Below are 25,510 nucleotides of genomic sequence, written 5' to 3'. Positions count from 1 at the left end.
GGGTCCATCCTGCCAGGCGGCGTCCCGGGACGCGTCCGCTGCGGGGCGCTCCTCGACGGGCGGTCGGCGGCTACAGCTCGTAGTCGACGACGACGGGCGCGTGATCCGACCAGCGGGCGTCGTACGACTCGTAGCGGTCGACGGCGTACGAGGTCGAGCGGTCGGCGAGCGCCTTCGTCGCGAGCTGGTAGTCGATGCGCCAGCCGACGTCGTTCGGGAACGCCTGGCCGCGGTTCGACCACCAGGTGTAGGGGCCGTCGACCTCGCCCGCGTGCTTGCGCCCGACATCCACCCAGCCCATCCCGGCGCCGTCGTTGTAGCCCTCCGCGTCCTCGGCGCCGATCATGCGGTCGAGGTAGGCGCGCTCCTCCGGGAGGAAGCCCGCGTTCTTGACGTTGCCCTTCCAGTTCTTGATGTCGAGCGTGCGGTGGCCGACGTTGAAGTCGCCCATGACGACCGCGAGCGGGTTGTGCGCCGCGAGCTCGGGCAGCCGCTCGGCGAAGGCGTCGAGGAACCGGAACTTCTCGACCTGCTTGGGCGTGCCGACGGCGCCCGAGTGGACGTAGGCGGAGACGACCGTGACGATCGTGCCGTCGACCTCGTAGTCGGCCTCGAGCCAGCGGCCCGCGCTGTCGAAGTCGTCGGGGCCGAAGGTCACACGGTGGATGGAGGCCTTCCGGCGGCTCGCGATCGCGACGCCCGCGCGGCCCTTCGCGGTCGCGGCGTCGTGGAGGATGTCCCACTCCGGCCCGAGGAGCTCCTCCACGTGCTCGGTCTCGGCCCGGACCTCCTGCAGTGCGAGGATGTCGACCCCGCGCGCGGCGACCCAGTCGCCCATCCCCTTGCGGTAGGCGGCGCGGATGCCGTTGACGTTGACGGAGGCGATGCGGGTGGGGGAGGCCATGATCTCCACCCTAGGGTCGGGCGCCGACACCGCGGCCCCGGGCGCCGCGCCCGCCCCGCTACTCGATCGGGCGGATGCGGGTGCGTCCCCGGCGGCGGCCGACCGGTCGGCCGACCGCGTAGCCGAGCCGGCCGAGCACCTCGGCGGCGCGCGCCACCTGATCCTGCTGCTCGGCCTCGTTCACGACGATCTCGCGGTCGGCGAGCCCGACGGCGATCCACGACCCGGCGATGAGGATCACCTGGCACACGAAGTTGAAGAAGATCAGCAGACCGAGGATCACCGCGAAGGAGGCGAGGAGCGGGTTGCTCGAGGCGCCGCCGAGCAGCGCGGAGCCGAGCACCTTGAGCACGCCGAGGCCGGCGGCGCCGAGCAGCGCGCCGCCGCGCAGCCGAGCCCAGGGGATGTCGACCCCGGCGAGGAAGCGGAAGAGCCCCGCCAGCACCGCGGCGTCGAGCGCGAACATGACGACGAGCGTGACGACCCGCCCGACGACGTACGCGAGCGGCGACTCCGATTCGACGCCGACGAGCCCGAGCAGCCAGCCCGTCGCCGAGGAGCCGACGACCGACAGCACGGAGGAGACGATGAGCGCGACGCCGAAGACGAGCGCCATCCCGAGGTCCTTGAGCTTGAGCAGCACCGGGTTGCCGGAGGGCTGCGGCAGGTCGAACATCACCCGCACCGCGTCGCGCGCGGAGGCCAGCCAGCCGAGCGTGGTGACGAGGAGGCCGACGATCGCGATGACGCCCGCCCAGCTGACGATGCTCGCATCCAGCAGCTGCTCCGGCTTGATCGCGCCGTTCCCGTCGCCGCCGTCGATGAGGCCCGGCACCGACTCGGACAGCGTGCGGATGACGGAGTCGCGGAGACCGATGTCGCCGCGCAGGACGAGCCCGAGGATGGAGAAGCCGGCGAGCAGCGCGGCGAACACCGCGAACAGCGCCTGGTAGGCGAGGCCGGAGGCGAGGAGCGGGCCGCGCGCCTGCGCGTAGTGCTGGAAGACGCGCACGGGACGCGTCGCCATGATCTTCTGAACGAGGCCCATGGCCTTCGCGACGATCCCCTCCGGCTCCTCGGCGACGGCGCGCGTATGCCGCCCGATGACCTGCTCGTCCCGCGTCCCTGCCATGCCTCCACGCTATCCACCGGAGCCTCCCTCCCCACCTGTGCGTCGCTGGGGAATCGCCCGGCCGGGCCGCCCACTAGGCTGACCCGAGGCCTGAACGATGGAGAGGAGCCCCCATGGAACTCCGTGGAGTCGGAGTCGGTCGCGGACTCGCGATCGGACCGCTGAGGAAGATGCCGGAGCCGCTGCCGGATCCGGCCGACGAGCGTCACGGGGGCGACGCGGCGGCCGAGCAGGCGAAGGTGGATGCGGCGGTCGAGACCGTCGCGGCCGACCTCACCGCCCGCGCGCAGAAGGCCGGGGGCGAGGGTCAGCAGGTGCTCGAGGCGGCCGTGCTCATGGCGCAGGACCCGATGCTCGCCGACGACGTCAAGGCCCGCATCGAGGCGGGGTCGACGGGGGAGCGCGCCGTCTTCGACGCGTTCGGGTCCTTCCAGGAGCAGCTCGTCGCGATGGGCGGCTACATGGCCGAGCGCGCGACCGACCTGGCGGACGTCGCCCAGCGCATCATCGCCGCCCTCCGCGGCGTGCCGGCGCCGGGCGTCCCCGAGTCGGACGAGCCCTTCATCCTCGCGGCCCGCGACCTCGCGCCCGCCGACACCGCCCTCCTCGACCTGACGAAGGTGCGCGGCCTCATCACGCGCGACGGCGGCCCGACGAGCCACACCGCGATCCTCGCCCGCGCGAAGTCGATCCCCGCCATCGTCGGCGTCACCGGCATCCTCGACGTCGAGGAAGACACCGTGCTCGCCCTGGATGCGGCGGCCGGCACCGTGACGACCGAGCCGGATGCGGCGCTCGTCGCCGACATCGAGGCCCGGATCGCCGAGCGCGCGGCGCAGGCCGACGCGCCCATCACGGACGGGGCGCTCGCCGACGGCACGAAGGTGCCGCTGCTCGCGAACCTCGGCTCGCCGAAGGACGCCGCGGCCGCGGTCGAGCTCGGCGCCGAGGGCGTCGGCCTCTTCCGCACCGAGTTCCTCTTCCTCGACGCGAAGGAGGCCCCGAGCGTCGAGGGCCAGCAGGCCCAGTACACGGAGCTGCTCGAGCACTTCCCCGGCAGGAAGGTGGTCGTGCGCGCGCTCGACGCCGGCGCCGACAAGCCGCTCGCCTTCCTCAACGACGCCCACGAGGAGAACCCGGCGCTCGGGCTCCGCGGGCTCCGCGCCCTCCGCGCCAGCGAGCAGATCCTGAAGGACCAGCTCACGGCGCTCAAGGGCGCGCAGGATGCGACCGAGGCCGACCTCTGGGTCATGGCCCCGATGGTCGCGGACGCGGAGGAGACCGAGTTCTTCGTCGAGTACGGCAAGGGGCTCGGGCTGAACACGGTCGGCGTCATGGCGGAGGTGCCCTCGCTCGCGGTCGTCGCCGACCAGGTGACGGCGATCGCCGATTTCGTCTCGATCGGCACGAACGACCTCACGCAGTACACGCTCGCGGCGGACCGCATGCTCGGCTCGGTCGCCTCCTATCAGGACCCGTGGCACCCGGCCGTGCTCCGCCTCGTGAAGCAGCTCGGGGATGCGGGGGCCGAGGCCGGCAAGCCGGTCGGCATCTGCGGCGAGGCGGCGGCGGACCCGCAGCTCGCGGTCGTGCTCGTGGGCCTCGGCGCGACGACGCTCTCGATGACGCCGGCGGCGCTCGCCGATGTCCGCGCCGCGCTCGGCGAGGTCACGCTCGACGAGGCCCGCGCGAAGGCGGCCGCCGCGCTCCGGGCGACGACCGCGCAGGGCGCGCGCGACGCGGCCCGCGACGCCTAGGCGCGTCCGCGCGTCGGGAGGGTTTTCGGACGACACGCCGGCGCGGCGCCCGCGCCACGCGGGACGCGCCCGGAAAACCCTCCAGACGCGCCCGCCTGGAGTTCTGTTCTTTTGAGGTGTTCACGATAAGGTGGAGTCCGTGACGAGCAGCACGAACGAGTCCCGCATCCGCGGGGCCGGTCTGCGGGTCACGGCACCGCGCCTCGCGGTGCTCGACGCCGTGATGCAGGCGCCCCACCGCGACGCGGAGGCCATCCGCCGCTCGCTCGGGGACGCGCATCCCGCCCTCTCGGTCCAGTCGGTGCACAACGTGCTCCACGACCTGAGCGAGGCCGGGATCCTGCGGCGGATCGAGCCGGAGCGCTCCGCGGCGCTCTACGAGGCGCGCGTCGACGACAACCACCACCACGTGGTGTGCCGCTCCTGCGGCGCCGTCGCCGACGTCGACTGCGTCGAGGGGGAGGCCCCGTGCCTCCATCCCGCGGATGCGGCGGGGTTCGTGATCGAGCAGGCCGACGTCGTGTTCTGGGGCCGCTGCCCCGCGTGCGCCCGGCAGAGCTGAGCGCGCGGCTCGTCGCGAGTCCGCCGACGACACGACCAGGAGACCCCTCGTGACGAACCCCACCCCGACGACCACCACGAACAGCGGCGCGCCCGTCGCGAGCGACCAGCACTCGCAGAGCGTCGGCGCCGACGGCGCGATCGCGCTCGTCGACCACTACCTCGTCGAGAAGCTCGCCCAGTTCAACCGCGAGCGCGTGCCGGAGCGCGTCGTGCACGCGAAGGGCGGCGGCGCCTTCGGCCGGCTCGTCGTCAAGGAGGACGTGAGCGCCTACACCCGCGCCGCGCTCTTCCAGCCCGGCACCGAGACCGAGCTCCTCATCCGCTTCTCCTCCGTCGCGGGCGAGCAGGGCAGCCCCGACACCTGGCGCGACCCGCGCGGCTTCGCCGTGAAGTTCTACACGAGCGAGGGCAACTACGACCTCGTCGGCAACAACACCCCCGTCTTCTTCATCAAGGACGGCATCAAGTTCCCCGACTTCATCCGCTCGCAGAAGCGCCTCCCCGGCTCCGCGCTGCGCAACCACGACATGCAGTGGGACTTCTGGACCCTCCAGCCCGAGTCCGCGCACCAGGTGACCTGGCTCATGGGCGATCGCGGCCTCCCCGCCTCCTGGCGGAAGATGGACGGCTTCGGCTCGCACACCTACCAGTGGACCAACGCGGCCGGCGAGCGCTTCTGGGTGAAATACCACTTCGAGACGAACCAGGGGAACCACATCCTCACGCAGGAGCAGGCCGACACGATCGCGGGCGAGGACGCCGACTTCCACCGCCGCGACCTCTTCGACGCGATCGAGGCGGGCGACTTCCCGAGCTGGGAGCTGCACGTGCAGGTCATGCCCTACGAGGACGCCAAGACCTACCGCTTCAACCCCTTCGACCTCACGAAGGTGTGGCCGAAGGGCGACTACCCGCTCATCCACGTCGGCACGGTGACGCTCGACCGCAACCCGGAGAACTTCTTCTCGCAGATCGAGCAGGCCACCTTCGCGCCGTCGAACTTCGTGCCCGGCATCGGCCCGAGCCCCGACAAGATGCTGCAGGCCCGCATCTTCAGCTACGCCGACGCGCACCGCTACCGGGTCGGCACGAACCACGCCGACCTCCCCGTCAACGCGCCGAAGTCGGAGCGGAGCACCTACTCGAAGGAGGGCGCCATGCGCACCTCCTTCAGCTCGCCCGACACCCCGGTCTACGCGCCGAACTCCTTCGGCGGCCCGGCGGCCTCGCCCGAGCAGGCGGGGGATGCGGGCAACTGGGCGCAGGACGGCGAGCTCGTGCGCGCCGCGGCGACCCTCCACCCCGAGGACGACGACTTCGGCCAGGCGGGCACCCTCGTGCGCGAGGTGCTCGACGACGCGGCGCGCGACCGCCTCGTGGCGAACATCGTCGGCCACGTCTCGGGCGTGACGATCCCGGAGCTGCGCGAGCGGGTGCTCGCCTACTGGCGCAGCGTCGACCCGCAGCTCGGCGATCGCGTCGCGGCGGGCCTCCCCGAGATCGCGTCGCCGCGGAGCACGCTCCGCCGCTGAGGCGTCGACCGCGCGTCTGCGCCCCCGTCCGGGGTGCAGACGCGCGGCCCCCGTCTCGGTAGCGTGCAGGTGCGGCGCGTGCCCGATCACGCGCCGCACCCACGGGAGAGGGGGGTCTGCCGTGCACCGGAGGGGGTCCGTGCGCGCAGCCGTGCGCGCCGTCGCCATGCTCGCGACCCTCGGCGTCGCCGCCGGCGGGCTGCTCGTGCTCGCGCCGGGCGCGGCACTCGCCGCCTCAGCCGCCCCGGCCGCCGCGACGGCTGCGGCATCCCTCTCGGTCCGCGTCCTCGCCCCGGGCGGCGGGCCGCTGGGGGCCGTCGAGGTGACGGCGCTCGAGGTCGACGGCGGCCACATCGAGCCCTGGGTCGACGGCACCGTGCCGACCGGCCGCACGGGCGCGACCGGCCTCGTGACGCTGACCGGCCTCGACCCCGAGGCCGACACGACCCTCCTGCTCCGGGCGACCGGCTCCTCGGGCAGCCGCTTCACGCAGTTCCTCGGCGGCGTCGGCACCGCCGAGCGCGCCGAGCTGCTCGAGCTGCACCCGGGCGCCAACCAGCTGGATGTCGCGCTCGCCGAGCACGCGACGATCACCGGGCGGGTCATCGGCGACGTCGACCGCGTGCCGCGCGCGAACGTCCTCGCCACGGCGTACAAGGACGACGGCGCGGGCTTCGCGCCCTTCGCGACGGCGACGACGGCGAAGGACGGACGCTACGCCCTGACCGATCTCGACCCGGGCTCGTACCGCATCCGCTTCACCGCGGCGCGGAGCACCGGGCTCGCGCCGACGTGGTTCGGCGACCAGGGCCGCGGTCAGGCCGGCGAGATCAGCGCCGCCGCCGGCACGACCGCGCTCCAGTCGCAGTCCATGCTGCCCGGCGCTCGCGTCACGGGAACCGTGACCGGCACGGGCGGAGCACCCGTCGACCAGGTCGAGGCGATCGCCTACCCGGTGCGCGACGGCGCGCCGCAGACCTCGGAGCGCGTCGCGGCGACCGCCCTCACCGACGCCGCGGGACGCTTCACGATCACCGGCGTCCCGAACGGGGAGGTCGTCGTCAAGCTCGTCGACCGGGTCGCGGAGGGCGCGGGCGGGGCGAGCTATCGCACGCGCTACGCGGGGACGGGCGCGCCCGCGACCTGGGAGACGGCGCAGCGGTACGCCGTCGTCCGCGGCGGCGCCATCGGGACCGGCACGAGCGCGATGGCCGCGGTCGGCTCCTCCGCGCCGCAGCTCGCGATCGCCCTCGCGAGCCCGGATGGCGCGCCCGTCGCCGACGCGACCGTGCTCCTCGCGCAGGATGACGGCGACGACCGGCGCATCGCGCAGACCGATGAGGAGGGCCGAGCGTCCTTCAGCCGTCTCGCGCCGGGCTGGTACCGCGTCGGCGCCGTCCGCTTCGACGAGACGGGCGCCCTCGCGACGACGCCGATCGCCGAGCGCGTGCAGATCGGCGAGAGCACGACGAGCCTGAGCCGCGTCCTCCCGGCGGCCTCGCTGCCGAGCTGGAGCACGGCGCCGCGCATCGACGCCCCCGACGGGACCGCGGTCGGCGCGACCGTCCGGGCCGTGGCCGCCTCCGACGCCGCGGGGGCGGCGCTGAGCTACCAGTGGCTGCGCGACGGGCGCCCCGTGAGCGGGGCGACGGCGTCGGCCTACGTGCTCCGCGGCGCCGACGCCGGACGCGCCGTGACCGTCCGCGTCACGGCGACCGGCTTCGCCGAGCTCGTCCGCCGCAGCCGCGTCGTCGACCTCGGCCGGCCGGTCTCGCCCGCCCCGGCCGCCCGCAGCATCCAGGCGCCCGCGATCCTGCCGGTCGAGCGCGCCGTCGTCGGCACGGTGCTCCGGGCCCACCCGGGCACCTGGGATGTCGCGGGCCTCGGCTTCGCGTACCAGTGGCTCCGCGGCGGCCAGCCGATCGCGGGCGCGACCGGCTCGACCTACACGATCACCGGCCAGGATGCGGATGCCGGCGTCGCGCTCTCGGTACGCGTCGCCCCCGTCGCGCTCGGGCGGCTCGAGTCGCCGGCGCTCACGACGGGCTCCGTCCTGGCCCAGCCCGACAGCGCGCCGCGGCTCGTGACGACGCCGACCGTCTCGCGCTCGAGCACGGCCGTGAAGGTCTCGGCGGGCAGCTGGTCGGTCGCCTCGCCCACGATCACGGTGCGCTGGCTCGTCGACGGCGTCGACACGGGCGCCGTCGGCTCGACCTTCGGATTGCGCGGCGTGAGCGCCTCGGCCGCGATCACCGCGCGCGTCACCGCGACGAAGGCGGGCCATGGGAGCGCCTCGACGCTCGTGCTCGCGCGATCCGGCCGGGTGGCCGCCTCCGCCGCGACGCCCGCCCTCGTCGTCAACCGGACGGCGGGCGCGGGCTCGCCCGTCCATGTCGGCGACCGGCTCGAGGCGGGTGCCGCGCGCGTCGCCTATCCGGACGCCGCGGCTCCGGCCCCGGCGCTCCGCTACCAGTGGCACGTCCGCGGCAAGGCCGTGAAGGGCGCCACCTCGGCGGCCTACGTCGTCCGCGCCGCCGACCGCGGCGGCAGCGTGCGCGTCGTCGTCACGGCGGTCTCCCGCTGGTACGGCTCCGTCGCCGTCTCGACCGCCGCGGGGACCGCCCAGCCCGACGACGCCCTCGTGCGGGCCGCCGCATCCCCGCGCGTCCTCGGCTCGGGAGCGCTCGGGACCGCGCACCGCGCCGAGCTCGACGGCTCCTTCGGGGCTCGTGCCGCGCTCGCCTGGCAGTGGGAGCGGCGTGCGGACGCGAGCTCGCCGTGGGCGGCGATCTCGGGCGCCCGGCGCACCGTGTACACGCCGTCCGCGGGCGCCTCGGGCGAGCTCCGCGTCCGCGTGACCGCCTCGCGCTCGGGCTTCGCGAGCTCGGTCCGCGCCTCGGAGCCGGTCGCGCTCGCCGAGCTGGCGGCGCCCACCGTGCTCGCCGTGCCGCAGCTCTCCGGGCTCGCCGCCGGCCGTGCCCGGATCGGCGCGGTCGTCCAGGCCTCGGCGCCCGTCCTCGACCGAGCGGCGACGGCGCGGCGCCTCGAGTGGCAGAGCTGCTCCGGCGCCATGGCCGACTGCGCCGCCGGCCTCGGCTGGGAGCCGGCGCCGGGGGAGCGGACGACGAGCCGGTACACGCCCACGGCCGAGCTCGCCGAGGGCGCGCAGCTGCTCCGAGTCCGCGTCGAGTCGGACACCGCGCTCGGCACGGTGTCCGCCGTCTCGGCGGCCGTGCCCGTCGTCGCGGGCCCGATCACCCGCACGGCGGCGACCCGCGTCGTCGCGAGCGGTGCCGAGCTCCGCGTCCAGACCGCCGTCACCGCACCCGGCGCCGAGATCGCCTACCGCTGGCTCGTCGACGGTCGCGAGCGCGCCGACGCGACGAGCTCGAGGCTCGCGCGAGCTGGGATCACGGCGGCGGCCGTCGAGGTCGAGGTCACGGTGCGCGCGCCCGGCTACGAGCCCTCGGTCCAGCGCATCCTCGCGCAGCGCGGGGCCGCACCGCGGTCCGCGGCGCGGCGCCCCGAGGGCGGAACCTCCGCGCAGCCGCTCCTCGCGCCCTCGGGAGTCTTCACCTATCCCGCGGGGTCGGAGCCCGACGCGCGGTACCGCTACCAGTGGTACGCGAACGGGAAGGCCATCCGCGGCGCGACCAAGTCCGCCTACCGGCCCTCGCCGAAGGCCGTCGGCACCCGCTTCGCCGTCAAGATGCGGGCGACCTCGCCGCGCTACGGCACCGCGACCCGGACCTCCGCGACCTTCGTCCTCGCGAAGCAGCGCCTCCCGTTCCCGGAGGTCCGGATCGCGGCCGCGGCACCGATCCCGGCCGGGAGCGTCCGCACGGGCGACAAGATCCGCGCGGTCGTCTCGTCGTCGGGCGTCTCGGGCGTCGCGTACCGCTACCGCTGGCAGGTCGCGGAGTCCAGCGGCTGGCGCGACGTGTCCGGCGGCCGCAGCGAGCCCGCCTACGTCGCGAAGGAGCACACCCCGGCCGCCGGCCGCACGTACCGCGTCCTCGTCACGGCGTCGAAGTCGGGGTACACCACCGTCGAGGGGGTCTCGAACGTGCTCGTGTCGGTCGCCGAGCCGATCGCGCAGCTCGCACCGCCCGAGCTCTCGGCGGCGCGGGTCGGCGTGCCGACGGCGGTGGACGAGGGGCGCTGGAGCACCGACGTGAAGCTCTCCTACGCCTGGTACCTCGACGGCCGGCTGATCCCCGGAGCCGATGATCCCGGGTACGTGCCGCTGCCCTCGCAGGCCGGCGGCGAGCTGAGCGTGCGGATCTTCATCTGGAGATCCGGCTGGGGTGCGCCCGCCGATTCGGACCGGATGCTCGGACCGGTGCGGATCCAGGACGGCGCGGCGCCGACGGGCTCCGTCGCGATCGCGGGGACCCCCCGGGTCGGCTCGACGCTCACGGCGACGCCGGGACGCTGGAGCGTCGACGGCCTCCGATTCGGGTACCAGTGGCTCGCGGACGGCGAGGTCATCCCCGGCGCCGTCGAGCGCAGCTACGTCCCGACCGCCCAGCAGGCGGGGATGCGGATCAGCGTGCGCCTCACGGCCACGCGTACCGGATACCTCCCCGGCACGGCGACCTCGGCCGCGACGTCGGCCGTCACCGGCTGAACGCCTGTGATGCGCAACGTGGAACTTCGGGTCCAATATAAAGACGATTGGACGATATAGGCATAACTTTCCGGCTAAGCCATAGGGTCATGCGGATCCTTGTGGATAACTTATCGGCTGTTGTTGGTCTTGGTTATAAGATCCGATCATGCGGATCGACGATTTCACATCGCAGGAGTGGGGGTGGATCACCCAGATCCCCGGCGATCGGTGGGCCTTCCCCTACTTTCTCCCGAAGCCGATCCCGCGAAGCATCATGCTCGGAGAGCAGACGGTGCTCGCACTCTCGGACGCCGATGCCGCCCTCGGAGAGCTGGCGGGTCTGGGAACCCTCATCCGTGACCCTGAGCTGCTGCTCGGTCCATCGCTTGCCCAGGAAGCGCTGTCGAGCTCTCGGATCGAGGGGACTCAGGCCTCGCTGAGCGACGTCCTCGCCGCTGAGAGCGACGGCGTTCCGGCTCGCGATGAGAACCTCAAAGAGGTGTCGAACTATCTCGACGCGGCCGAGCAGGGGGTCGAGCTCATCGACTCGCTCCCGATCACGCAGCGCTTCTTCTGCGCACTTCACGAGACGCTGATGACGGATGTGCGCGGCGAGGAGAAGAGCCCTGGCGAGATCCGACGATCGCCGGTCTGGATCGGCTCGACGAATGCCCGCCCGGAGACCGCGAAGTTCGTGCCCCCTCACCAGAGCCATCTCGGCGATCTGCTCGCGGATTGGGAGCGCTACGTCAACGAGCCGAGCCAGACGCCCGCGATCGTGAGGTGCGCGCTCATGCACTATCAGTTCGAGACCATCCACCCCTTCCTCGATGGCAACGGGCGGATCGGCCGGCTGCTGATCGGCTTCGTCCTGATGTCCGAGCAGCGGCTCCCTGCGCCGATCCTCTACATCTCGGGCTACTTCGAACGCAACCGGCAGCAGTACTACGACCGGCTTCAGGCTGTCCGAGAGCGCGGCGAGATCGACGAGTGGATCCAGTTCTTCTGCGCCGCCGTCGCGGCCCAGGCCCGAGAGAGCGCGGCGCGCATCCGGCGCCTCGTCGAGATCCGGGAGCAGTACCGTGCTGACACGCAGACCGATCGCTCGGCGCTCCCCGGTCTGGTCGATCTCGTCTTCCGCAACCCTCTCGTCACCGTCGGCGCGGTGCAGCGCGCGCTCGACGTGTCTCAGCCGACGGCATCGGCACTCATCAAGAAGGCCGTCGCGCGGGGGTGGCTCCGGTCACTCGGCCGCTGGGGACGAGGCGGCCGGGAGCGCTGGCTCGCTGACGACATCTGGCAGGCCGTCGCGAGTCCGCTCGACCAGGAGGCAGCATCCCCGCGATCCTCGTGACGAGGAGGGACGGAGCTAGGGGCGGCCCCGCAGGACCGCGTTCTTGACCTCCGCGATCGCCTTCGTGACCTCGATGCCGCGCGGGCAGGCATCCGTGCAGTTGAAGGTCGTGCGGCAGCGCCACACGCCCTCCTTGTCGTTGAGGATGTCGAGGCGCACCTTGGCGCCCTCGTCGCGGCTGTCGAAGATGAAGCGGTGCGCGTTCACGATCGCGGCCGGGCCGAAGTACTGCCCGTCGGTCCAGAAGACGGGGCAGGAGGACGTGCAGGCGGCGCAGAGGATGCACTTGGTGGTGTCGTCGAAGCGGGCGCGCTCGGCGACGGACTGGATGCGCTCCTTGCCGTCCTTCGGCTTGGCGTCCGCGACGAGGAAGGGCTGGATCTCGCGGTAGGAGGCGAAGAACGGCTCCATGTCGACGATGAGGTCCTTCTCGAGCGGCAGGCCCTTGATCGCCTCGACGTAGATCGGCTTCGACACGTCGAGGTCCTTGATCAGCGTCTTGCAGGCGAGGCGGTTGCGGCCGTTGATCCGCATCGCATCCGAGCCGCAGATGCCGTGCGCGCAGGAGCGGCGGAAGGTGAGCGAGCCGTCCTGCTCCCACTTGATCTTGTGGAGCGCATCGAGGATGCGGTCGGTCGGGTACATCTCGACGTCGAAGTCCTGCCAGCGCGGCTCCTCGTCGACCTCCGGGTCGAAGCGGCGGATGATGACGGTGACGGTGAACGACTGGATGGGCGCCTCGGGAGCGGGGGCGGCATCCTCCACGACTGCGGTCATGTCAGTACTTCCTCTCCATGGGCTGGTAGTTCGTGATGACGACGGGCTTCCAGTCGAGCCGGATGTGGTCGTCGGCGAGCGAGGAGTGCGCATCGCCCGTGAGGTAGGCCATCGTGTGCTGCATGTAGTTCTCGTCGTCGCGCTTGGGGAAGTCGTCGCGCATGTGCCCGCCGCGGCTCTCCTTGCGGTTGCGCGCGGAGTAGACGACGACCTCGGCGAGGTCGAGGAGGAAGCCGAGCTCGATCGCCTCGAGGAGGTCGGTGTTGTAGCGGCGGCCCTTGTCCTGGATGGACACGTTGAGGTAGCGCTCCCGCAGCGACGCGATGGTGTGCGTCACCTGCTCGAGCGACTCGTCGGTGCGGAACACCTGCGCGTTCTTGTCCATCTCGTCCTGCAGCTCCTTGCGGAGCGCGGCGATCCGCTCGGTGCCGCTCGCGTTCCGCATCGTCTCGACGAGCTCGCGGACGCCCGCGGCGGGGTCGTCGGGCAGCGGCGTGAAGTCGACCGTCTTGACGTAGTCGGCGGCGTTGTTGCCGGCGCGCTTGCCGAAGACGTTGATGTCGAGCAGCGAGTTCGTGCCGAGGCGGTTCGAGCCGTGCACGGAGACGCAGGCGCACTCGCCGGCGGCGTAGAGGCCGGGCACGACGGTCGTGTTGTCGCGGAGGACCTCGGCGGCGACGTTCGTGGGGATGCCGCCCATCGCGTAGTGCGCGGTCGGCATGACCGGCACCGGCTCGACGACGGGGTCGACGCCGAGGTAGGTGCGGGCGAACTCGGTGATGTCGGGCAGCTTCGTCTCGAGCACCTCGGCGCCGAGGTGGGTGCAGTCGAGCAGCACGTAGTCCTTGTGGGGCCCCGCGCCCCGGCCCTCGGCCACCTCCTGCACCATGCAGCGGGCGACGATGTCGCGCGGTGCGAGGTCCTTGATGGTGGGGGCGTAGCGCTCCATGAAGCGCTCGCCGGACGCGTTGCGGAGGATCGCGCCCTCGCCTCGCGCGCCCTCGGTGAGGAGGATGCCGAGCCCGGCGAGGCCGGTCGGGTGGAACTGGAAGAACTCCATGTCCTCGAGCGGGAGGCCCTTGCGCCAGACGATGCCGACGCCGTCGCCCGTGAGGGTGTGCGCGTTGGAGGTCGTCTTGTAGATCTTGCCGAAGCCGCCGGTCGCGAAGACGATCGCCTTCGCCTGGAAGACGTGGATCTCGCCGGTGGCGAGCTCGTAGGCGACGACGCCCGACGGCTGCTCACGGGTGGTCCCGTCACCGGCGTCGACCTCCGTCATGACGATGTCGAGCGCGTAGTACTCGTTGAAGAAGTTGACGCCGAGCTTGACGCAGTTCTGGAACAGCGTCTGGAGGATCATGTGCCCGGTGCGGTCGGCCGCGTAGCAGGCGCGGCGGACGGGCGCCTTGCCGTGGTCACGCGTGTGGCCGCCGAAGCGCCGCTGGTCGATCCGGCCCTCGGGGGTGCGGTTGAAGGGGAGGCCCATGTTCTCGAGGTCGAGGACCGCGTCGATGGCCTCCTTCGCGAGGATCTCGGCCGCATCCTGGTCGACGAGGTAGTCGCCGCCCTTGACGGTGTCGAAGGTGTGCCACTCCCAGCTGTCCTCCTCGACGTTCGCGAGCGCGGCGGCCATGCCGCCCTGCGCCGCGCCCGTATGGGATCGGGTGGGGTAGAGCTTGGTGATGACGGCCGTCTTCGCCTTGGGGCCGGCCTCGATCGCGGCGCGCATGCCGGCGCCGCCGGCGCCCACGATGACGACGTCGAACTGGTGGTAGTGGACGCCGTCGATCACGTCCCCGTCCTGGAACTCCATCACTTCACCAGGTTCGCGCAGATGGAGGGGAGCAGGTGCGCCTGGTCGGCGGGCACCGGCGGGCAGGGGTCGAAGGTGTAGATCACGAGGGTCCCGAGGATGAGGAGGACGGCGGTCGCCGCAGCGAGCGAGCCGAGGAGGACGGTGCGGATGCGGCCCGCGGAGTAGTCGTTGATGATCGTGCGCATGCCGTTGGCGCCGTGGATGAGCGCGAGCCAGAGCAGCGCGGTGTCCCACACGATGAAGAAGGGGTTCGCCCACTTGCCGGCGACGAAGGCGAAGTCGATCGCGGAGACGCCGTCGCCGGCGACGAGGTTGACGAAGAGGTGGCCGAAGATGAGCACGACGAGCACGACGCCCGAGATGCGCATGTAGAGCCAGCCCCACTTCTCCCAGTTGACGCCGCCGCGCGCGGCGATCGCGCTGCGGGGCGCGTTGGGGGCCGGGATCGCCCGGCCGCTCTCACCCTGACGGACGGTCATCACTCGCCTCCGAAGACGTGCATGAGGTGGCGCGGGAGGAAGCCCGCCATCGTGACCGCCCAGAGGCCGAGCACGACCCAGAACAGCACGCGCTGGTGCCGCGTGGCCCAGCTCCAGAAGTCGACGAGGATGATGCGCAGGCCGTTGTAGGCGTGGAAGACGATCGCCGCGACGAGGCCCGCCTCGCCGAGGCCCATGATCGGCGTCTTGTAGGTGCCGATCACCGCGTTGTACGCCTCGGGGCTGACGCGGACGAGCGCCGTGTCGAGGATGTGCACGAGGAGGAAGAAGAAGATCGCGGTGCCGGTGATCCGGTGCAGGACCCAGGACCACATGCCGGAGCTGCCGCGGTAGAGCGTTCCGGCCGGGCGGCGGAGCCCGGCTGCGTCGCCGGAGGCTCCCGGCCCACCCGATCCGGATTCGATGGTGGTCGGCGGTGCCTCGGTCGCCACGGGTCCTCCCCTGCGCGCGTCGTCCCTGCGCTGCGTCGTCGTCGCTATGCCGCCAGTGTAGGCCGCAGGCCCCGTGATCGCAGGTCAGGCGAGCCTAAGTCGCTTGACGTCGAGAGATCTCCCGGAGGGCCGGAGACGGAGGGCGCCTCACAGCGTGCGACCTCTATCGTTGTCGGCATGACGGCTCACCCTCCCGCCCTCGACCGCTTCTACGGCGTGATCCCCGCCGGCGGCGTCGGCTCGCGCCTGTGGCCCCTCTCCCGGGCGAGCGCCCCCAAGTTCCTCCACCCGCTCAGCGGCTCCGGCGAGAGCCTCCTCCGCGACACCTGGCAGCGTCTGGCCCCGCTCTCGGGCGCGCAGCGGATCATGGTCGTCACGGGGCGCGCGCACGAGCCCGCCGTCATCGAGCAGATCCCCGAGCTCGACGCCCGCAACCTCGTCCTCGAGAGCTCGCCGCGCGACTCCTCGGCGGCGATCGGCCTCGCCGCCGCGATCCTGCGCCGCCGGGAGCCGGACGTCATCATCGGCTCCTTCCACGCCGACCACGTGGTCCGCGGCGTCGCCGCCTTCGGGCAGGCCGTCCGCGAGGCCGTGGAGGTCGCCGACGAGGGCTACATCGTCACGATCGGCATCACGCCGTCCGAGCCCTCGACGGGCTTCGGGTACATCCGCGCGGTCGACTCGATCGGCCTCCCCGACCACGGCGGCGTCCTCCTCGCCGACTCCTTCACCGAGAAGCCCGACCTCGACACCGCCATCAGGTACCTCCACTCGGGCGACTACCTCTGGAACGCGGGCATGTTCGTCTCGCGCGCCGACGTCCTCGTCGAGCAGCTCCGCGCCGCCGAGCCGGGCCTCGTCGAGGGCCTCGAGGAGATCGCGGCCGCGTGGGACACCGAGCAGCGGGATGCGGTGGTCGAGCGGATCTGGCCGGAGCTCACGAAGATCGCGATCGACTACACGGTCGCGGAGCCGGCCGCCGCGCAGGGGCGCCTCGCGGTCGTCCCGGGCCGCTTCTCCTGGCACGACGTCGGCGACTTCGCGACGATCGCCCAGCTCGGCTCGCAGGGCCGGCCCGGTCAGCTCGTCACGATCGGCGACTCCGAGTCGGTCATGGGGGACGAGGCGACCGGCCTCGTCTACAGCGCGACGGGTCGCGTCATCTCGCTCATCGGCCTCACCGACATCGTCGTGGTGGACACGGCCGACGCCCTCCTCGTCACGACCACCGCGAACGCGCAGCGCGTGAAGCAGGCGGTCGAGCAGCTCAAGGCCGCCGGCCGCGACGACGTCCTGTGAGCGCCGGGGCCGGGGCTCGCGTCCCCTTCATCCTCGACACGGACACGGCGCAGGACGACTGCGTCGCGATCCTCGTCGGCCTCCTCGACCCGGCGGCCGACCTGCGCGCGATCACGATGGTCGCGGGCAACGTCGGCTTCGACCGGCAGGTGCGGAACGCCTGGATGACGCTCGACGTCGCCGACGCGATCGGCACCGTGCCCATCCACCTCGGCGCCCGCCGCCCGCTCGTGCGCGACTGGGTCTCGGCGGAGAACGTGCACGGCGACGGCGCGGGCGGGCTCGAGATCGACGACTCGGGGCTCGAGCCCGAGACCGAGCACGCGGTCGACGCGATGATCCGGATCTGCGCGGAGCAGCCCGGCGAGGTCTCGATCGTCGCGATCGGGCCCCTCACGAACATCGCGCTCGCGGCCGTCAAGGACCCGGACTTCGCGCGGAACGTGAAGCGGCTCGTCATCATGGGCGGCTCGAACAACGACCGCGGCAACATCACGGCGGCCGCCGAGTTCAACTTCTACGTCGACCCCGACGCCGCGAAGACGGTCTTCCGCGCCGGCTTCGACATCCAGGTCGTGCCGTGGGCGCCGCTCACGCTGCGGGATGCCGTCCTCGACCGCGAGGGGATCGCGCGTCTCGAGGCGGTCGGCACCCCGCTCGCCCGTTTCGTCGTCCGCGTCTGCGAGGCGACGCTCGCCTTCGACGAGTCGGTCGGCATCCCCGGCTCCACGCACCCCGACTCGCTCTCGGCGGCGATCCTGCTGCACCCCGAGCTCGTGCTCGAGGAGTCGCGCTACGCGGTCGACATCGAGGCGGGCTCCGAGCTCACGCGCGGCTACTCCGCCATGTCGTGGGGCGTGCACGGGCTCGAGGCGAACGCCTCCGTCGTCGAGCGCGTCGACGGGGCGGCGTTCTTCCGGCTGCTCGGCGAGCTGCTCGCCCGCGAGACGGTTCCGCCCAGGCCCTTCCGGCCCGAGCTCTGAACCCCGTCCGGGGCCGGATGTTGCCGCCGCGTTTCGCGATGGTCGCGCTTCGGTAACGGATGCGCTCCAGCCGGCATCCGGCCTCGTGCGCACGCCGACATATGGCGTAATCTCCACCCAGAACCGTGCCCGCGTCGCCGCGCGCAGGCCGCACCTGGAGGACATTCACGTGAACGCAATCACCCGCAAGCGGGGCCTCGCCGGCCTCGCGCTTCTCGGCGCCGTCGGCGTCACGCTCGCCGGCTGCGCCGCGCCGCCGGAGGAGGGCACCGGCGCCGAGGAGAGCGACTTCCGCGCCTGCGCCGTCTCCGACGAGGGCTCGTGGAACGACAAGTCGTTCAACGAGGCCGCGTACGGCGGGCTCGAGGAGGCCAAGGAGACCCTCGGCATCCAGATCTCCGACGCCGAGTCGAACGACACCGAGGACTTCGAGCCGAACCTGCAGCAGATGATCGACGCGGGCTGCGACGTCACCTTCGCGGTCGGCTTCAACTTCTCGCTCAACGACACGATCTTCAACGTCGCCGACGCCAACAAGGAGTCGCACTTCGTCTGGATCGACGGCTGGAACCAGGGCCAGGACAACCTGAAGCCCATCACGTACTCGATGGACCAGTCCTCCTACCTCGCCGGCTACCTCGCCGCGGCGTACTCGACCACGAAGGTCATCGGCACCTACGGCGGCCTCGACATCCCCGCCGTCACCACCTTCATGGACGGCTTCTACTACGGCGCCAAGGCCTACGAGGAGGAGAGCGGCACCGCCGTCACCGTCCTCGGCCGCGACCCCGAGAAGGGCACCGGCACCTTCACCGACCCCGAGCTCAGCTTCGGCGACACCGAGGGCGCGAAGTCGATCTCGGCCGGCCAGCTCGCCGACGGCGCCGACGTGATCTTCCCGGTCGCGGGCGGCCTCTTCTCCTCGACCGCCGAGGCGATCCGCGACTCCGGCAAGGACGCGGTCTTCCTCGGCGTCGACAAGGACGTCGCGGTCACCTCGCCCGAGTACGCGGACCTCGTCCTCACCTCGGTCGAGAAGCGCATGACGCAGGCCGTGCTCGACGTCATCACCGCCCTCCAGGACGGCGAGGACTTCACGGTCGAGCCCTACGTCGGCACCCTCGAGAACGACGGCACGGCGCTCAGCGACTTCGGCGCCTACGACGACAAGGTCTCGGACGAGATCAAGACGAAGCTCGACGAGCTCAAGGCCGGCATCATCGACGGCTCGATCGAGCTGCCGACCGCGACCGAGGGCTGATCGGCCCGACACACAGCACGCACGCGACGCGCCGGGGTGGATGCGCATCCACCCCGGCGCGTTGCGCTTCGGCCCGATTCGGGCAGGATTGACCGCATATGAAACTCGAACTCCGTGGCATCACCAAGCGCTTCGGAACGCTGGTGGCCAACGACGCCATCAGCATCACCGTCGAGCCGGGTGAGATCCACGCCCTCCTCGGCGAGAACGGCGCCGGCAAGTCCACGCTCATGAACGTCCTGTTCGGCCTCTACCAGGCGGACGAGGGCGAGATCCTGCTCGACGACGAGCCGGTCTCCTTCTCGGGCCCCGGCGAGGCCATGACGGCCGGCATCGGCATGGTGCACCAGCACTTCATGCTCATCCCCGTCTTCACCGTCGCCGAGAACGTCATGCTCGGCCACGAGCCGACGAAGGCGGGCGGGGTCCTCGACCTCGCGACCGCCCGCGCGACGGTCCGGGAGATCTCCGCGCGCTTCGGCTTCGACGTCGACCCCGACGCGCTCGTCGAGGACCTCCCGGTCGGCGTGCAGCAGCGCGTCGAGATCATCAAGGCCCTCTCCCGTCAGGCGAAGGTGCTCGTGCTCGACGAGCCGACCGCCGTGCTCACGCCGCAGGAGACGGACGAGCTCATGACGACGATGCGCCAGCTCGCCGACGCCGGCACCTCGATCGTCTTCATCACCCACAAGCTCCGCGAGGTGAAGGCCGTCGCCGACACCATCACGGTCATCCGCCACGGCAAGGTCGTCGGGAACGCGGACCCGGGCGCGACGCCCGCCGAGCTCGCCTCCCTCATGGTCGGCCGCGCGGTCGAGCTCCGCGTCGACAAGACGCCGGCGGGCGCGGGCGAGGACGCCCTCGTCGTCGACGGGCTGACGCTCTTCGACGTGCTCGGCCACAAGGTCCTCGACGGCGTCTCCTTCACCGTCCGCGCGGGCGAGATCGTCGCCGTCGCGGGGGTGCAGGGCAACGGCCAGACCGAGCTCACGGAGGCGATCCTCGGTCTCCGGCACGGCCTCCACGGCTCGGTCACCCTCGACGGCGCGGAGCTCGTCGGGCGCAGCCCGCGGCAGGTGCTGGATACGGGGGTCGGCTTCGTGCCCGAGGACCGGAAGAAGGACGGGCTCGTCGCCGAGTTCTCCATCGCCGAGAACCTCATGCTCGACCGCAGCTACCGCGGCCCCTTCACGAAGGGCTGGGGCGTCGACTTCGCCCACCGCGACGAGTTCGCGGAGGCGTCGATCGAGGAGTTCGACATCCGGACGCGCTCCGCCGCGACGCCCGCCGGCCGCCTCTCGGGCGGCAACCAGCAGAAGGTCGTGCTCGCGCGCGAGCTCAGCCGCGACCTCAAGCTCTTCATCGCATCCCAGCCGACGCGCGGCGTCGACGTCGGCTCGATCGAGTTCATCCACGAGCGCATCGTCGAGGTGCGCGACACCGGAGTGCCCGTGCTCATCATCTCGACCGAGCTCGACGAGGTCACCGCCCTCGCCGATCGCATCGCGGTCATGTACCAGGGGCGCATCATCGATGTCGTGCCCGCCGACACCCCGCGCGAGAAGCTCGGGCAGCTCATGGCGGGGGTGACCGAGTGAGCGCCGAGACGCCCGCGGCCCCGACGACCGGCCGCCAGGCCTCCGGGCTGCTGCGGGAGATCGCGAGCGGCGGCCCCGTCCGCATCCTGCTCGCCGTCGTCCTGTCGCTCATCGTGGGCTCGCTGCTCATCATCTTCACGAACGAGCGCGTCCTCGCGACGACCGGCTACTTCTTCGGCCGGCCCGGCGACTTCTTCGCGGCCGCCGCCCAGGCCACCGGCGACGCGTACGCGGCGCTGTTCCGCGGCTCGATCTACAACTACCGGGCCGAGACCGCCGAGGGCGCCATCCGCCCGCTCACCGAGACGCTGCGCTTCGCGGGCCCGCTCATCGCCGCCGGCCTCGGCATCGCGCTGAGCTTCCGCGTCGGCATGTTCAACATCGGCGGCACCGGCCAGCTCCTCATGGGAGCGGCCTTCGCGGGCTTCGCGAGCTTCCAGCTCCACCTGCCGTGGGGCCTCCACCTCGTCGTGGCGATGCTCTTCGGCTTCCTCGGCGCCGCGCTGTGGGCCGGGATCGTGGGCTTCCTCAAGGCGAGGACGGGCGCCCACGAGGTCATCGTGACGATCATGATGAACTACATCGCGGTCAGCCTCGTGACCTTCCTCATGCGCACGCCTGTGCTCAACGAGCCGGAGCCCGGCAACAACCCGGTGACCCGCCGCCCGGACGAGACGGCCCAGCTGCCCAAGCTCCTCGGCGACGGCTTCGACCTCCACCTCGGCTTCATCCTCGCGCTCGTCGCGGTGGCCGTGTTCTGGTGGCTCATGGAGCGCTCGACGACCGGCTTCCGCCTCCGCATGGTCGGGCTCAACCCCGACGCGGCGCGCACCGCCGGCATCAACGTCGACCGGATCTACATCCTCGCGATGGTGCTGTCGGGGCTCTTCGTCGGCCTCGCCGGCATCAACCAGGCGCTCGGCCGCGCGGGCAGCTTCGGCCCGAGCATCGACTCCAACATCGGCTTCGACGCGATCACGGTCGCGCTGCTGGGCGGCTCGAACGCGATCGGCGTGCTCTTCGCGGGCCTCCTGTTCGGCGCGATGAAGGCGGCCGGCCCCGCGATGCAGCTCGAGAACGTCCCGCCGGAGGTGCTCGTCGTCGTCCAGGGCCTCATCGTCCTGTTCATCGCGGCGCCGCCGCTCATCCGCACCATCTTCCGACTGCCCGCGCCGCCGGCCCAGAAGGAGGAGCCGCAGCTCGGCACCCGGAAGAAGCCGCGCCTCGAAGGAAAGGAGCTGGACTCGTGAGCGCCCTCGCCCCCTCGTCCACGACGCACTCCGCCGTCATCGCTCCCCGGCGCAACTGGAAGACGCCGATCGTCCTCGGCGTCGTCGCCCTCGCCGCCTTCCTCGGCTTCGGGGTCTTCGGCGACGACGAGCCGGTGCGCTTCGTCCTCACCGCACAGGATGCCGCCATCCCGGTCCCGCCGATCGAGACGAACTCGCGCATCCTCTGCCTCGTGCTCGGCGTGCTCGCGATCGCGGCGACCGCCGCCTCCGCGTGGCTCGTCGCGCAGCGGCGCAAGGTGCCGATCTGGATCCCGATGCTCACGGGCCTCGCCTTCCTCATCGGGCTCCTCGCCTGGGTCGGCGCCGGCGGCAACGTGCCGGTCGTGTTCCTCCTCACGGGCGCGCTGAGCCTCTCGGCCGCGGTCGTCTTCGGGTCGCTCGCCGGGATCATCGGCGAGCGCGTCGGCGTCGTGAACATCGCGATCGAGGGCCAGCTGCTCATGGGCGCCTTCGCCTCCGCGGTCGTCGCGAGCATCACCGACAACCTGTTCTTCGGCATCGTCGCCGCCTGCATCGGCGGCGCGCTCGTCTCGATGGTGCTCGCCGCGTTCTCGATCAAGTACCTCGTGGACCAGATCATCGTCGGCGTCGTGCTCAACGGCCTCGTGATCGGCCTCACGAACTTCTTCTACTCGGCGGTCCTGTCGGACAACAGCGCCGAGCTGAACTTCCCGGGCACGCTCCCGTTCCTCCCCATCCCGGGCCTGAGCGAGATCCCGGTCCTCGGGCCGGTGCTCTTCAACCACCGCATCACGACCTACGTCATGTTCCTGCTCGTGCCGATCGTCTGGTTCGCGCTGTTCAAGACCCGCTGGGGCCTCCGCGTCCGCGCGCTCGGCGAGCACCCGCTCGCCGCCGACACGGTCGGCATCGACGTCAACCGCACGCGCTTCTGGACGATGTCGATCGCCGGCCTCATCGCCGGCTTCGGCGGCGCCGCCCTGACGCTCGGCTCGGTCGGCGCCTTCGTCCGCGAGATGAGCGCCGGACAGGGCTACATCGCCCTCGCGGCGGTCATCCTCGGGCGGTGGAACCCCTGGCTCGCGGCGTGCGCGGCCCTGCTGTTCGGCTTCTCGCGGAACTTCCGGATCTGGGCGGGCCAGGCCGGCTCCGCCATCCCGCCGGACCTCATCGCCATGACCCCGTACCTCGTGACGCTCATCGCGGTCGCGGTGCTCGTGGGTCGCGCCGTCGGCCCGAAGGCCGTCGGCAAGCCGTACGTCAAGGAGTGAGCGTGGCACACGCGGAGATCGACTGGGCCGCGCTCAAGGCCGCGGCGACCGAGGCGATGCGTCTCGCCTACGCCCCCTACTCGCAGTACCCGGTGGGGGCGGCCGCGGTCGTCGACGACGGGCGCGTCGTCTCGGGCTGCAACGTCGAGAACGCGAGCTACGGCGTCGGCCTCTGCGCCGAGTGCTCGCTCGTCTCGGCGCTGCAGATGTCGGGCGGCGGGAAGCTCGTCGCCTTCAGCTGCGTCGACGGGAAGGGCCAGACGCTCATGCCCTGCGGCCGCTGCCGCCAGCTGCTCTTCGAGCACTCGGCGCCCGGGATGCTGCTCGACACCGTGAGCGGCATCCGCACCATCGACGAGGTGCTGCCCGACGCGTTCGGCCCGCGCACCCTGGAGGAGTTCCGAGCATGAGCCCCGAGGCCTTCGACGTCGTCGATCTCATCCGCACGAAGCGCGACGGCGGGGTCCTCGCGACGCCCGAGATCGACTGGCTCGTGGACGCCTACACGCGCGGCTACGTCGCCGACGAGCAGATGTCGGCCATGACGATGGCGATCTTCCTCAACGGGATGGAGCGCCGGGAGATCCGCGACCTCACCCTCGCGATGATCGCCTCAGGCGAGCGGCTCGACTTCTCGGGCCTCTCGAAGCGCACGACCGACAAGCACTCGACGGGCGGGGTCGGCGACAAGATCACCCTCCCGCTCGCGCCGCTCGTCGCCTCCTTCGGGGTCGCCGTGCCGCAGCTCTCGGGTCGCGGGCTCGGGCACACGGGCGGCACGCTCGACAAGCTCGAGTCGATCCCCGGCTGGCGCGCGACGCTCTCGAACGAGGAGTTCATGGCGCAGCTCGAGGACTCGGGCGCCGTCATCTGCGCCGCGGGCTCCGGCCTCGCGCCCGCCGACGGCAAGCTCTACGCACTGCGCGACATCACGGGCACCGTCGAGGCGATCCCGCTCATCGCCTCCTCGATCATGTCGAAGAAGATCGCGGAGGGCACGGCCGCGCTCGTGCTCGACGTGAAGTTCGGCTCGGGCGCCTTCATGCAGGATCCGGCCCGCTCGCGCGAGCTCGCGGAGACGATGGTCGCGCTCGGCCGGGATGCCGGGGTCGCGACGCGCGCGCTGCTGACGAACATGAACGTGCCGCTCGGCCTCGCGATCGGCAACGCGAACGAGGTCCGGGAGTCGGTCGAGGTGCTCGCCGGCGGCGGCCCCGCCGACGTCCGCGAGCTGACCGTCGCGCTCGCGCGCGAGATGCTCGAGCTCGCCGGCGTCGCGGACGCGGACGTCGAGGGCGCGCTCGACGACGGCCGCGCCATGGACGCCTGGAACACGATGATCCGCGCGCAGGGCGGCGACCCCGAGGCGGCGCTGCCGACGCCGCGCGAGACGCACGCCGTGCTCGCGGAGCGGGACGGCATCCTCGTCGCGCAGGCGGCGCTGCCCTTCGGCATCGCCGCCTGGCGGCTCGGCGCCGGCCGCGCCCGCAAGGAGGACCCGGTCGTGCACTCGGCCGGCATCGACCTCCACAAGAAGCCCGGGGATGCGGTGCGGGCCGGCGAGCCCCTCTTCACCCTGGGCGCGGAGGACGCCGCCCGCTTCGACCGCGCGCTCGAGGCGCTCGAGGGCGCCTACCGCATCGGCGACGAGGGCGAGCCGGTCGAGACGGGCGGCCCGCTCATCGCCGGTCGCATCGGCTGATCCGGCTCGGAGCCCTCGCCACGCAGCCCCGCCAGTGCCGCCATGGCGAAGGCCGTCGCATCCCCCGGGAGCGCGGCCTTGATCTGCCGCGACCACTCGTCGACGAGCACCTCCGGCGCGCCGGCCTCGACGCCGTCGAGCACGGCGGTCGCGACCTCGGCGGGGGCGAGGAGCGGCCCCTCGTAGCCGGCCATCATGTCGGTGTCGGCGGCGCCGAGGTGCACCGAGGTGACGCTCGTGCCCTGCTCCGCGAGCTCGAGGCGGATGCCGTTCGACATCGCCCACTGGGCGGCCTTCCCGACGTGATAGCCGGTCGCGCCGGGCACCGCGAACCAGCTGAGCGCCGAGGCGAGGTTCGCGATCGCGCCGCCGCCGTTCGCGGCGAGCACCGGGGCGAGCGCGCGGACCATCGCCAGGGTGCCCCAGAGATGGGTGTCGACCTCGCGGCGGATGTCGGCGAGCTCGCCCGAGACGAGGTTCGTCGGCAGCGAGATGCCGGCGTTGTTGACGAGCAGCGTCAGGTCGGGCGCGGCGGCGGCCGCGGCCGCGACCTGCTCGGGGTCGGTGATGTCGAGCCGCAGCGGCTCGACGCCGGGGAGGTCGACGGACTCGGGGCGGCGCGCGGCCGCGTAGACCTTCGCGGCGCCGCGCTCGAGCAGCTGCTCGGCGATGGCGCGGCCGATGCCGCGGTTGGCGCCGGTGACGAGCGCGACGGATCCGGTGATCTGCATGAGGTTCTCCTGTCTTCGGGTGGACTCCGGCTA

At 72.2% G+C, this 25,510-nt stretch carries 20 protein-coding genes; 13 read left to right on the top strand and 7 right to left on the bottom strand.

The window, feature by feature from the left end; translation table 11 throughout:
- Window positions 1–70 precede the first annotated feature (70 nt).
- Both OF852_RS07750 and OF852_RS07745 read right to left on the bottom strand, forming a co-directional pair.
- On the bottom strand, window positions 71–904 hold the full coding sequence (locus OF852_RS07750; RefSeq protein ID WP_271118601.1) for an exodeoxyribonuclease III: 834 nt from the start codon (window positions 902–904) through the stop codon (window positions 71–73).
- A gap of 58 nt (window positions 905–962) precedes the next feature.
- Window positions 963–2,036 (bottom strand): YihY/virulence factor BrkB family protein, encoded by a 1,074-nt coding sequence (locus OF852_RS07745; protein ID WP_271118600.1) that lies wholly within the window; start codon window positions 2,034–2,036, stop codon window positions 963–965.
- 170 nt (window positions 2,037–2,206) lie between these two features.
- Between OF852_RS07745 and ptsP the strand changes: the two genes are divergently transcribed.
- The 5 genes from ptsP to OF852_RS07720 all read left to right on the top strand — a co-directional run bounded on the left by ptsP (window position 2,207) and on the right by OF852_RS07720 (window position 11,855).
- Entirely contained in the window at window positions 2,207–3,793 is a 1,587-nt protein-coding gene (ptsP, locus tag OF852_RS07740; protein ID WP_271118599.1) for a phosphoenolpyruvate--protein phosphotransferase, read from the top strand.
- Window positions 3,794–3,932: 139 nt separating this feature from the next.
- Window positions 3,933–4,355 carry a Fur family transcriptional regulator gene (locus OF852_RS07735; protein ID WP_271118598.1) on the top strand — a complete coding sequence of 141 codons (423 nt, stop codon included), beginning with the start codon at window positions 3,933–3,935 and terminating at the stop codon, window positions 4,353–4,355.
- A 49-nt stretch (window positions 4,356–4,404) separates the two neighbouring features.
- Entirely contained in the window at window positions 4,405–5,889 is a 1,485-nt protein-coding gene (locus tag OF852_RS07730) for a catalase (RefSeq protein ID WP_271118597.1), read from the top strand.
- A gap of 139 nt (window positions 5,890–6,028) precedes the next feature.
- A complete protein-coding gene (locus OF852_RS07725) occupies window positions 6,029–10,519 on the top strand; it encodes a hypothetical protein (RefSeq protein WP_271118596.1) in 4,491 nt (1,496 codons plus the stop codon).
- Window positions 10,520–10,667: 148 nt separating this feature from the next.
- Complete coding sequence (locus OF852_RS07720; RefSeq protein WP_271118595.1) at window positions 10,668–11,855, top strand: Fic family protein; 1,188 nt, start codon at window positions 10,668–10,670, stop codon at window positions 11,853–11,855.
- Window positions 11,856–11,870: 15 nt separating this feature from the next.
- Here the strand turns inward: OF852_RS07720 and OF852_RS07715 are convergent, their stop codons facing one another.
- The 4 genes from OF852_RS07715 to sdhC are packed head-to-tail and all read right to left on the bottom strand — an operon-like array spanning window position 11,871 to window position 15,262.
- Entirely contained in the window at window positions 11,871–12,632 is a 762-nt protein-coding gene (locus tag OF852_RS07715) for a succinate dehydrogenase iron-sulfur subunit (RefSeq protein ID WP_271118594.1), read from the bottom strand.
- Window position 12,633: 1 nt separating this feature from the next.
- Window positions 12,634–14,445 (bottom strand): succinate dehydrogenase flavoprotein subunit, encoded by a 1,812-nt coding sequence (gene sdhA / locus OF852_RS07710; protein ID WP_271121138.1) that lies wholly within the window; start codon window positions 14,443–14,445, stop codon window positions 12,634–12,636.
- On the bottom strand, window positions 14,445–14,927 hold the full coding sequence (locus OF852_RS07705) for a succinate dehydrogenase hydrophobic membrane anchor subunit (protein ID WP_271118593.1): 483 nt from the start codon (window positions 14,925–14,927) through the stop codon (window positions 14,445–14,447). Before OF852_RS07705 ends, sdhA begins: the two co-directional genes overlap by 1 nt.
- Complete coding sequence (sdhC, locus tag OF852_RS07700; RefSeq protein ID WP_271121137.1) at window positions 14,927–15,262, bottom strand: succinate dehydrogenase, cytochrome b556 subunit; 336 nt, start codon at window positions 15,260–15,262, stop codon at window positions 14,927–14,929. Before sdhC ends, OF852_RS07705 begins: the two co-directional genes overlap by 1 nt.
- A 294-nt stretch (window positions 15,263–15,556) precedes the next feature.
- Between sdhC and OF852_RS07695 the strand changes: the two genes are divergently transcribed.
- The 8 genes from OF852_RS07695 (at window position 15,557) to OF852_RS07660 (ending at window position 24,746) form a co-directional block, all read left to right on the top strand.
- Window positions 15,557–16,678 carry a mannose-1-phosphate guanylyltransferase gene (locus OF852_RS07695; protein ID WP_271118592.1) on the top strand — a complete coding sequence of 374 codons (1,122 nt, stop codon included), beginning with the start codon at window positions 15,557–15,559 and terminating at the stop codon, window positions 16,676–16,678.
- Window positions 16,675–17,661: a nucleoside hydrolase gene (locus OF852_RS07690; protein WP_271118591.1), complete on the top strand. Its 987-nt coding sequence runs from the start codon at window positions 16,675–16,677 to the stop codon at window positions 17,659–17,661. Before OF852_RS07695 ends, OF852_RS07690 begins: the two co-directional genes overlap by 4 nt.
- A gap of 169 nt (window positions 17,662–17,830) precedes the next feature.
- On the top strand, window positions 17,831–18,922 hold the full coding sequence (locus OF852_RS07685; protein ID WP_271118590.1) for a BMP family lipoprotein: 1,092 nt from the start codon (window positions 17,831–17,833) through the stop codon (window positions 18,920–18,922).
- Window positions 18,923–19,020: 98 nt separating this feature from the next.
- Window positions 19,021–20,520, top strand: a complete 1,500-nt coding sequence (locus tag OF852_RS07680; protein ID WP_271118589.1) for an ABC transporter ATP-binding protein — start codon at window positions 19,021–19,023, stop codon at window positions 20,518–20,520.
- The gene (locus OF852_RS07675; RefSeq protein WP_271118588.1) at window positions 20,517–21,770 is read left to right on the top strand and encodes an ABC transporter permease; all 1,254 of its coding nucleotides are present in this window, start codon (window positions 20,517–20,519) and stop codon (window positions 21,768–21,770) included. Before OF852_RS07680 ends, OF852_RS07675 begins: the two co-directional genes overlap by 4 nt.
- On the top strand, window positions 21,767–23,044 hold the full coding sequence (locus OF852_RS07670) for an ABC transporter permease (RefSeq protein ID WP_271118587.1): 1,278 nt from the start codon (window positions 21,767–21,769) through the stop codon (window positions 23,042–23,044). Before OF852_RS07675 ends, OF852_RS07670 begins: the two co-directional genes overlap by 4 nt.
- A 56-nt stretch (window positions 23,045–23,100) precedes the next feature.
- Window positions 23,101–23,454 (top strand): cytidine deaminase, encoded by a 354-nt coding sequence (locus OF852_RS07665; protein ID WP_271121136.1) that lies wholly within the window; start codon window positions 23,101–23,103, stop codon window positions 23,452–23,454.
- Window positions 23,451–24,746: a thymidine phosphorylase gene (locus OF852_RS07660; protein WP_271118586.1), complete on the top strand. Its 1,296-nt coding sequence runs from the start codon at window positions 23,451–23,453 to the stop codon at window positions 24,744–24,746. The genes OF852_RS07665 and OF852_RS07660 overlap by 4 nt, the downstream gene beginning before the upstream one ends.
- On the opposite strand, the gene OF852_RS07655 is transcribed toward OF852_RS07660, so the two are convergent.
- The gene (locus OF852_RS07655; protein WP_271118585.1) at window positions 24,677–25,477 is read right to left on the bottom strand and encodes an SDR family oxidoreductase; all 801 of its coding nucleotides are present in this window, start codon (window positions 25,475–25,477) and stop codon (window positions 24,677–24,679) included. The two genes, OF852_RS07660 and OF852_RS07655, sit on opposite strands and share 70 nt — an antisense overlap.
- Between the last annotated feature and the right edge of the window lie 33 nt (window positions 25,478–25,510).

Source organism: Homoserinibacter sp. YIM 151385, assembly GCF_027912415.1.
Classification (GTDB): Bacteria; Actinomycetota; Actinomycetes; order Actinomycetales; family Microbacteriaceae; genus Schumannella.
This window is presented reverse-complemented; position numbering and strand designations above follow the sequence as displayed.

Excerpts from the sequence above, each read along its gene's own strand:
- OF852_RS07750 (WP_271118601.1), bottom strand. The coding sequence starts at position 904 with ATGGCCTCCCCCACCCGCATCGCCTCCGTCAACGTCAACGGCATCCGC.
- OF852_RS07745 (WP_271118600.1), bottom strand. The coding sequence starts at position 2,036 with ATGGCAGGGACGCGGGACGAGCAGGTCATCGGGCGGCATACGCGCGCC.
- ptsP (WP_271118599.1), top strand. The coding sequence starts at position 2,207 with ATGCCGGAGCCGCTGCCGGATCCGGCCGACGAGCGTCACGGGGGCGAC.
- OF852_RS07720 (WP_271118595.1), top strand. The coding sequence starts at position 10,668 with ATGCGGATCGACGATTTCACATCGCAGGAGTGGGGGTGGATCACCCAG.
- OF852_RS07715 (WP_271118594.1), bottom strand. The coding sequence starts at position 12,632 with ATGACCGCAGTCGTGGAGGATGCCGCCCCCGCTCCCGAGGCGCCCATC.
- sdhA (WP_271121138.1), bottom strand. The coding sequence starts at position 14,445 with ATGGAGTTCCAGGACGGGGACGTGATCGACGGCGTCCACTACCACCAG.
- OF852_RS07705 (WP_271118593.1), bottom strand. The coding sequence starts at position 14,927 with ATGACCGTCCGTCAGGGTGAGAGCGGCCGGGCGATCCCGGCCCCCAAC.
- sdhC (WP_271121137.1), bottom strand. The coding sequence starts at position 15,262 with ATGTGGTCCTGGGTCCTGCACCGGATCACCGGCACCGCGATCTTCTTC.
- OF852_RS07695 (WP_271118592.1), top strand. The coding sequence starts at position 15,557 with ATGACGGCTCACCCTCCCGCCCTCGACCGCTTCTACGGCGTGATCCCC.
- OF852_RS07680 (WP_271118589.1), top strand. The coding sequence starts at position 19,021 with ATGAAACTCGAACTCCGTGGCATCACCAAGCGCTTCGGAACGCTGGTG.
- OF852_RS07665 (WP_271121136.1), top strand. The coding sequence starts at position 23,101 with ATGCGTCTCGCCTACGCCCCCTACTCGCAGTACCCGGTGGGGGCGGCC.
- OF852_RS07660 (WP_271118586.1), top strand. The coding sequence starts at position 23,451 with ATGAGCCCCGAGGCCTTCGACGTCGTCGATCTCATCCGCACGAAGCGC.
- OF852_RS07655 (WP_271118585.1), bottom strand. The coding sequence starts at position 25,477 with ATGCAGATCACCGGATCCGTCGCGCTCGTCACCGGCGCCAACCGCGGC.